General features: G+C 39.7%; 8 protein-coding genes. 6 read left to right on the top strand and 2 right to left on the bottom strand.

Annotation, left to right across the window (positions count from 1 at the left end; all coding sequences use genetic code 11):
* Positions 1–35 precede the first annotated feature (35 nt).
* From A7A69_RS16470 to A7A69_RS16480, 3 genes are all read left to right on the top strand, one after another.
* Positions 36–698: a ribonuclease T2 family protein gene (locus A7A69_RS16470; RefSeq protein WP_152878632.1), complete on the top strand. Its 663-nt coding sequence runs from the start codon at positions 36–38 to the stop codon at positions 696–698.
* A gap of 169 nt (positions 699–867) precedes the next feature.
* Complete coding sequence (locus tag A7A69_RS16475) at positions 868–1,854, top strand: malate dehydrogenase (protein ID WP_152878633.1); 987 nt, start codon at positions 868–870, stop codon at positions 1,852–1,854.
* Positions 1,855–2,040: 186 nt separating this feature from the next.
* Positions 2,041–2,289, top strand: coding sequence for a DUF2789 family protein (locus A7A69_RS16480; RefSeq protein WP_151981278.1), 249 nt, complete (start codon positions 2,041–2,043; stop codon positions 2,287–2,289).
* Between the two features lie 22 nt (positions 2,290–2,311).
* On the opposite strand, the gene A7A69_RS16485 is transcribed toward A7A69_RS16480, so the two are convergent.
* Both A7A69_RS16485 and A7A69_RS16490 read right to left on the bottom strand, forming a co-directional pair.
* Positions 2,312–2,839: a hypothetical protein gene (locus tag A7A69_RS16485; protein WP_152878634.1), complete on the bottom strand. Its 528-nt coding sequence runs from the start codon at positions 2,837–2,839 to the stop codon at positions 2,312–2,314.
* Between the two features lie 106 nt (positions 2,840–2,945).
* Positions 2,946–3,557, bottom strand: a complete 612-nt coding sequence (locus A7A69_RS16490; protein WP_152878635.1) for a 2OG-Fe(II) oxygenase — start codon at positions 3,555–3,557, stop codon at positions 2,946–2,948.
* A 137-nt stretch (positions 3,558–3,694) separates the two neighbouring features.
* Here A7A69_RS16490 and A7A69_RS16495 point away from each other — a divergent pair, with 137 nt between their 5' ends.
* From A7A69_RS16495 to A7A69_RS16505, 3 genes are all read left to right on the top strand, one after another.
* Entirely contained in the window at positions 3,695–4,552 is an 858-nt protein-coding gene (locus A7A69_RS16495; protein WP_120370418.1) for a 23S rRNA (adenine(2030)-N(6))-methyltransferase RlmJ, read from the top strand.
* Between the two features lie 34 nt (positions 4,553–4,586).
* Entirely contained in the window at positions 4,587–5,420 is an 834-nt protein-coding gene (gene pssA / locus A7A69_RS16500) for a CDP-diacylglycerol--serine O-phosphatidyltransferase (protein ID WP_120370417.1), read from the top strand.
* A 21-nt stretch (positions 5,421–5,441) separates the two neighbouring features.
* On the top strand, positions 5,442–6,520 hold a 1,079-nt coding region (locus A7A69_RS16505), incomplete at its 3' end, for a DUF6670 family protein (RefSeq protein WP_152878636.1).

Consider the following 6,520-nt stretch of genomic DNA (forward strand, 5'->3'; position numbering starts at 1 on the left):
TGGCTTTTTATGATAACGGTTAAGTTTTTAGTTCGATGAAGAAGAAAAATTTTAGAGACCATTATTTTTCATGGTTGACGGGATGTGTGCTATGGGTAAATTTTTATTTATTTGCTCCAAACTTACATGCCGAAGCACCACGCTTACAAGGTTATGTCATGCAAGTCCAGATGACACCTGCGGTGTGTGCACTGGACTCTGCTCGGCAAAAACAGCGTAAGTGTTTGGAGGGGTATTCTTTAACCATTACAGGATTACTGCCCGAAACCACACATCCAAGTTGTGAGACCACATCTCCTCCGACTTTGTCACCTTTACAAGCTAAAGTTGTGGCACGCGTCATGCCTGATGAAAATGCTCGTGCACAATTGTGGCGTAGTATAGGCGGTTGTATTCCCATGTCTGCTAGTCAGTATTTTCGCATGATTATTAATTATGCAGAACGCTTAAAAATTCCAGCTGACCTTACCAGTGGAGTAAATAAAGAAATTCAGAAAAATAACCTACAACAGCAATTTATCCGTCTTAATCCAACTTTACCTGCCAACGGCATTCGTTTTAGTTGCCAAGCCTCACGTTCAGAGCTAATTCTGACTGAAGTTCAGGTCTGTTATCAGGTCAATGGAACATATAAACAGTGCTCCAGCCATGTAGTTTCCAATTGTCCAAATGAGTTCACAATTAAAGGTAGTTACTAATCACTTGGTCGCAGTTGATTTGTATTTTCTATCAGACTTTTGTTGAAATTCATTCTCTTTTAAATGCATCTGTTGCTGGTTTGGAGTACAATCTTTGCCGTTTATGATTATTAGATTAAATGGCGTGGCTGTTTAATCATCTTAACGATCCTCAATTGGAGATAATTACATGAAGCAACCCGTTCGTGTTGCCGTTACTGGCGCTGCAGGTCAAATTGGTTATAGCTTGTTATTCCGTATCGCAAGCGGTGAGATGTTAGGCAAAGATCAACCAGTGATTTTGCAATTGCTTGAAATCCCAGTTGAGAAAGCTCAACAAGCGCTTAAAGGCGTAATGATGGAACTTGACGACTGTGCTTTCCCATTGTTGGCTGGCATGATCGGTACTGATGATCCTAAAGTTGCATTTAAAGATGCAGACTATGCATTGTTAGTCGGTTCTCGTCCACGTGGTCCTGGTATGGAGCGTGCTGACTTGTTGAAAGTAAACGGTGAAATCTTCATTGGTCAAGGTCAAGCACTTAATGAAGTGGCGAGCCGTGACGTAAAAGTTTTGGTTGTCGGTAACCCTGCAAATACCAATGCTTACATCGCGATGAAATCTGCTCCGGATCTTCCAGCGAAAAACTTTACTGCAATGTTGCGTCTTGACCACAACCGTGCTTTGACTCAAATTGCGCAAAAAGCAGGCGTTGCTGTAGCTGACATTAAAAACCTTACAGTTTGGGGTAACCATTCTCCAACCATGTATGCGGACTACCGTTTTGCAACTGCAAATGGCGTAAACTTAAAAGACAAAATCAATGATGCTGACTGGAATGCTAAAGTATTCCTTCCAACTGTTGGTAAACGTGGCGCTGCGATCATCGAAGCGCGTGGTTTGTCTTCTGCTGCTTCTGCTGCAAATGCTGCAATCGACCATATGCGTGATTGGGCTTTGGGTACAAATGGCGAATGGGTGACTATGGGTATTCCTTCTGACGGTTCTTATGGTATCCCAGAAGGCGTGATGTATGGTGTGCCTGTGACTTGTGAAAATGGCGAATACAAACGTGTTGAAGGTCTTGAAATTGACGAATTCAGCCGTGAGCGTATGGACAAAACACTTCAAGAACTTGAAGAAGAACGTGCTGCAATTGCAGACATGTTGAAATAATTAAAACCGATTTTTAGTCGTAAAAAGGCACTTCTTCATGGAGTGCTTTTTTTATTGGCAGATTCACTACAGCATGATGATTTAAAAAAAATAACAAGAAAATTAAGTAGATTCAGATGACAAAACTCTGCATTGTGGTTAACGTGAAGATTAACTTAGGTCAATGTTGATTGATGGAGAATAACAATGTTTGAACAACAACCCACTTTAGAATTACTGTTTGAGCAGCTTGGATTGGATGCCAGTGAAAACGCGATAGATCAATTCATTAAAGGACATCAGTTATCGGCAGATGTTGAATTGCATGAAGCAGAATTTTGGAGTGAAGGTCAACGCCAATTTTTACAAAGCCATATTGATAAAGATGATGACTGGGCGATTGTCATAGATGAACTCAATCAACAGCTCCATATCGATAGTAATCCTAAAGCCTAGGCTTTAGGATCCATAATTAAATTTAATGTTTTTTTGAACGAATCAGCGTTTTAAACCAGTCGTGTTGATGCAATGCAGCAAAAGCGGAATGATATTGCATCAACTCCAGATCAAACTCAGCACACTGAGTGTATTTTTCTAGCCAATGGCGAGTCAGTGCATATTCTGCTTTAACTGAGGAAGCATAAGCCAGAAAAAACAACACATCGCCATGCTGTAAATGCGCCAAAGGTTTTAAAATTTGCTGGGTAATCGTCGCAAATTTCACCTCGTGGTTTAGCTCATAGTACATCATGTAGGCTTTAGCCAATTGCAAAGATAAGTCAATGTAAAGCGACATGGGGATCTCATCGAATTCAATACGTGATGTCTCTAAGATTGCAATCGCTTCATGTAAAAAATGCACACGTTCTTGACGGTTACGACTGATCTCAACCAGTTGTAATCGTAAATCCCCACGTTCCAGTGCAAGTTCAGGTGTATTGGCGGCAAGGTAGCGTTGATCTGTCTCACCGATGCGCTCAACAATCATTTTGCTTGTATCTAGCATGTGGGTCATCCTCTTGGTTTATCGTCATTATATGAGGCTATTTCATCATTTTAAAAGTAGGTAATGTTGAAACGCAGTGTTGCAACTTTAATCTAGTGCGGATGAATTATTCAGACGACCATATAGAATTGCCACTGCGTAGCCATGCCGTAATTGAAAGTCTCTGGCGTTTGGAACTCAATACTTCGTGTAATAAATCACTTTGAAAGATCACCATACGATTAGGTTCAGGCTCAATGATATGCCATTGTTCATTTTTATCTTGTAAGCGTAGTTGACCGCCCCAATCTGCCTGCCATTCTGGATGCAAATAATATACTATTGAAATCATACGGTCGTTTTTTTTCTGAGGATTATCGCGATGTAACGCATAAAATTCCCCTGAGTTATAGCAAGCAAAATGTGCTTCAACAGTTTGTATTCCAAGAAAAAAAGTCTGATTAAATAGCTTTGAAAAATTCTCAAGTAAGTCTATATGCCGTTGTGCAATGATCAATTTGTCGTCTATCCAAAGGATGTGATCACTACGAATTTTGCTGACCACACCATTTTGAATAGCAGCTTCACGGAACTGGTTTAAATGAGAAAGACATTCTCCGAGCAGTTCAGTCATGAAACGTTCGGGATGTATTTGATTGATAATGGCAAAACCCTGCTGGTCTAAATCATCCAGAATTTGTTCGATGTCATGCTGAATAGACTCAAAAATTTGCTGCATATTGCCTCTAAATAATCTAATAAACACATCAAAAAAACAGTTAAGCATGTGCTTTAGCTATTCTAAAACAACTGATCCACACGTAACTGCTTTTTTTCATGTTAAAATACACCTTAATCTGAGGAATAAATGTAAAAATGAATTACCGTCACCATTTCCATGCGGGCAACTTTGCTGATGTCATGAAGCATGTGCTTTTGCTTCAACTATTAACGCGCTTAAACGCGAAAGATAAGCCTTATCGTTATATTGATACGCATGGTGGTGCGGGAAAATATGATTTATCTCTTGCGCCTGCACAGAAATCAGGTGAATTTTTAACAGGTATTCATCGTCTGGTTCAACTGGGTGATATGGAAAAACGTCAGGCTCCAGAAGGCGTACAACAATACTTAAAACTTGTTGAAAATATTCGCGCGGAACAAGGCAAAGGAACTTATCCTGGATCGCCGTGGTTTGCGTTACAGGCCATGCGTGAGATTGATAAGGCGACAGTTTTTGAAATGCAGCGCGATGTCTTTCAGCAACTACGCCATAATATTCGAGATAAACGTATGGGCTTGCATGAGCGTGACGCTTATGAAGGTTTGTTGGGTGTCATTCCTCCAAAAGAAAAGCGTGGTCTGGTCATGATCGATCCACCTTACGAGTTAGAACGTAAGGATTTTCCACAATTGGTTGAACTCCTACAAAATGCCTATAAAAAATGGCCGACAGGGGTTTTTGCTGTGTGGTATCCAATTAAGGATCGCCCGATGATTGAGCGCTTTGAAAAGAAAATGATCAAAACGGGCATTCGCCGTCAGCTTATTTGTGAAATTTGTGTTTGGCCTGATGATACGCCAGTGGGTTTAAATGGTTGTGGTTTATTGGTAATTAATCCACCATGGCAATTTTCTGAAGATGCCGATCAGGCTTTACAATGGTTATTTCCACATTTGCGAATGCAGGAAAATGGTGGACATGCCGCAGTTCGTTGGCTTGTAGGTGAATAAACTCGCCGTTCAAAGCATATTGAGATTAACAACAATGACAAACATACAAAAGCCAAACAACGATTCAACTCAGAATGATCATCCTTTTGATGGCATTACCTTTGAGGTGGTTGAAGAAGAACAGACACAGGAAGGCCAGAAAGTTAAACGTCGTGGTATTTATTTGTGGCCAAATTTGATCACGACGGCTGCCTTGCTTTCAGGTTTTTATTCGATTACAGCCAGTATGAATGGTGAGTTTTTACAAGCTATTTATGCAATTTTTCTTGCCGCTTTGCTAGATGGGTTAGATGGTCGTGTCGCGCGAGCAATTGGTGCGCAAAGTGCGTTTGGTGAGCAATACGACTCATTATCTGACTTGTTGGCTTTTGGTGTTGCACCTGCAATTTTAATGTATAGCTGGAGCTTACATGATTTGGGGCGTATTGGTTTGGCTTGCTGTTTTATTTATACGGCCTGCGCAGCTTTTCGCTTAGCACGTTTCAATGTGCAAATTGGTGTGGTTGATAAACGCTACTTTATTGGAATTGCCAGTCCATTAGCTGCGATATTAGTGATTACCCTGATTTGGGTTAGCCGAGATTATCCTTTTGTATTTGATATTCGTGATGTCAAAGTTCAAATCGCTTACGCTATTTATATGGTGATTGTAGCTATATTGATGATCTCTAACATTAAATATTATTCTTTTAAACAAATGGATCGTAAACGTGTGCCATTTGTGGTGATGTTGCCTGTAGTTTTGATTTTTGCTGCAATTACTTACAACATTCCAATGGGAATTCTAATTGTATCTATTATTTATGCGATATCAGGTTTTGTGACCACCTTGTTCGCACGAAAACAAAGCCATATTATAAAGACATAATACTCATGAGTGAGGTTCGGTATGCAAATGTTGATGAGTTCGCTAGAACAGTCTACGCGCCTGAACCTCAAACTCAGTCCAACTTCTTTATTGTCTTACCATCCGCCAAAAGGACGGTTCAAAGTCGTTTATCATGGGCTGATCTTACCGAATCTGCCTGCACCACTTCATTTTCTGAATGTAATTACCTTAATCGGTCAACCTAAAATTCCGCTATTTTATAATCCGAGTCTTATCCAAGATAAAGCATCAAATACAGCGAGCGTGATGGTGGCAATCAGCCCACATCAGACTGGATATCTTAAAAACTATCGACTCAATCAGCAGTGTAAAATTGATCCTTGTCACTACAAATTTGATCAAATCGATCAGTTCAATGGATTTTTTCCAAATTTTGAAATCCAACGCAGAGATCATGAACTAGAATTAGATCTTAAAATTCAAACAACACAAAATATTACCCACTTTGTTCCATTAAAATGGAATTTATTGGAGCATTGGTCAATTTTGTGCCACTGCGAAGGACGTCTAAAATACCAAAACCAACATTATGAAATTAGCGGAATGGGAAGCTTTGACTATGCTCGCGCTGCAAATATTCCTTATTTACCTTTGGCATTTTATACCCATCAAGTCATTAATCTGAATGAAACCGTACAAGTGATTCTGAGCCAGGTACGTAATCAATGGAATCAGATTATTTTTTCCAAGTTTTATTTGCGCTGTATAAATGGGGAAAAACTATTTGCCGATAAAAAAGTTTACTTTCATGTTCATCGGGTTTTTCCAAAAATAACTACTCCAAATCGTCGCCAAATGTATCTTCCTCGAGAATTTTCTTGGTATATAGAAGAAAATGGACACGCTATTTTTGAAATGAAAGCGCAAAGTCGTGGCGATTTTAAATTTGGAGTTGGGGCGGGATATGCAGGAAGTTTTCGATATCGGGCGCGCTTTCGCAATCAAGATTTTGAAGGAGAAAGTGGTTATTGCGAATATATCGATATTCGGCCTTTAAACTGGCAAGAAAAAAGCCAAACACAAATCCTTGCGGATGAATTTCTTCAAATACAGCCTTGTTTACTCAAAAAACAACCAAA

The organism is Acinetobacter guerrae (genome assembly GCF_009372255.1).
GTDB classification, from domain to species: Bacteria; Pseudomonadota; Gammaproteobacteria; order Pseudomonadales; family Moraxellaceae; genus Acinetobacter; species Acinetobacter guerrae.

Coding starts and splice junctions, on each gene's coding strand:
- A7A69_RS16480 (WP_151981278.1), top strand. CDS start 2,041: ATGTTTGAACAACAACCCACTTTAGAATTACTGTTTGAGCAGCTTGGA.
- pssA (WP_120370417.1), top strand. CDS start 4,587: ATGACAAACATACAAAAGCCAAACAACGATTCAACTCAGAATGATCAT.
- A7A69_RS16485 (WP_152878634.1), bottom strand. CDS start 2,839: ATGCTAGATACAAGCAAAATGATTGTTGAGCGCATCGGTGAGACAGAT.
- A7A69_RS16475 (WP_152878633.1), top strand. CDS start 868: ATGAAGCAACCCGTTCGTGTTGCCGTTACTGGCGCTGCAGGTCAAATT.
- A7A69_RS16495 (WP_120370418.1), top strand. CDS start 3,695: ATGAATTACCGTCACCATTTCCATGCGGGCAACTTTGCTGATGTCATG.
- A7A69_RS16470 (WP_152878632.1), top strand. CDS start 36: ATGAAGAAGAAAAATTTTAGAGACCATTATTTTTCATGGTTGACGGGA.
- A7A69_RS16490 (WP_152878635.1), bottom strand. CDS start 3,557: ATGCAGCAAATTTTTGAGTCTATTCAGCATGACATCGAACAAATTCTG.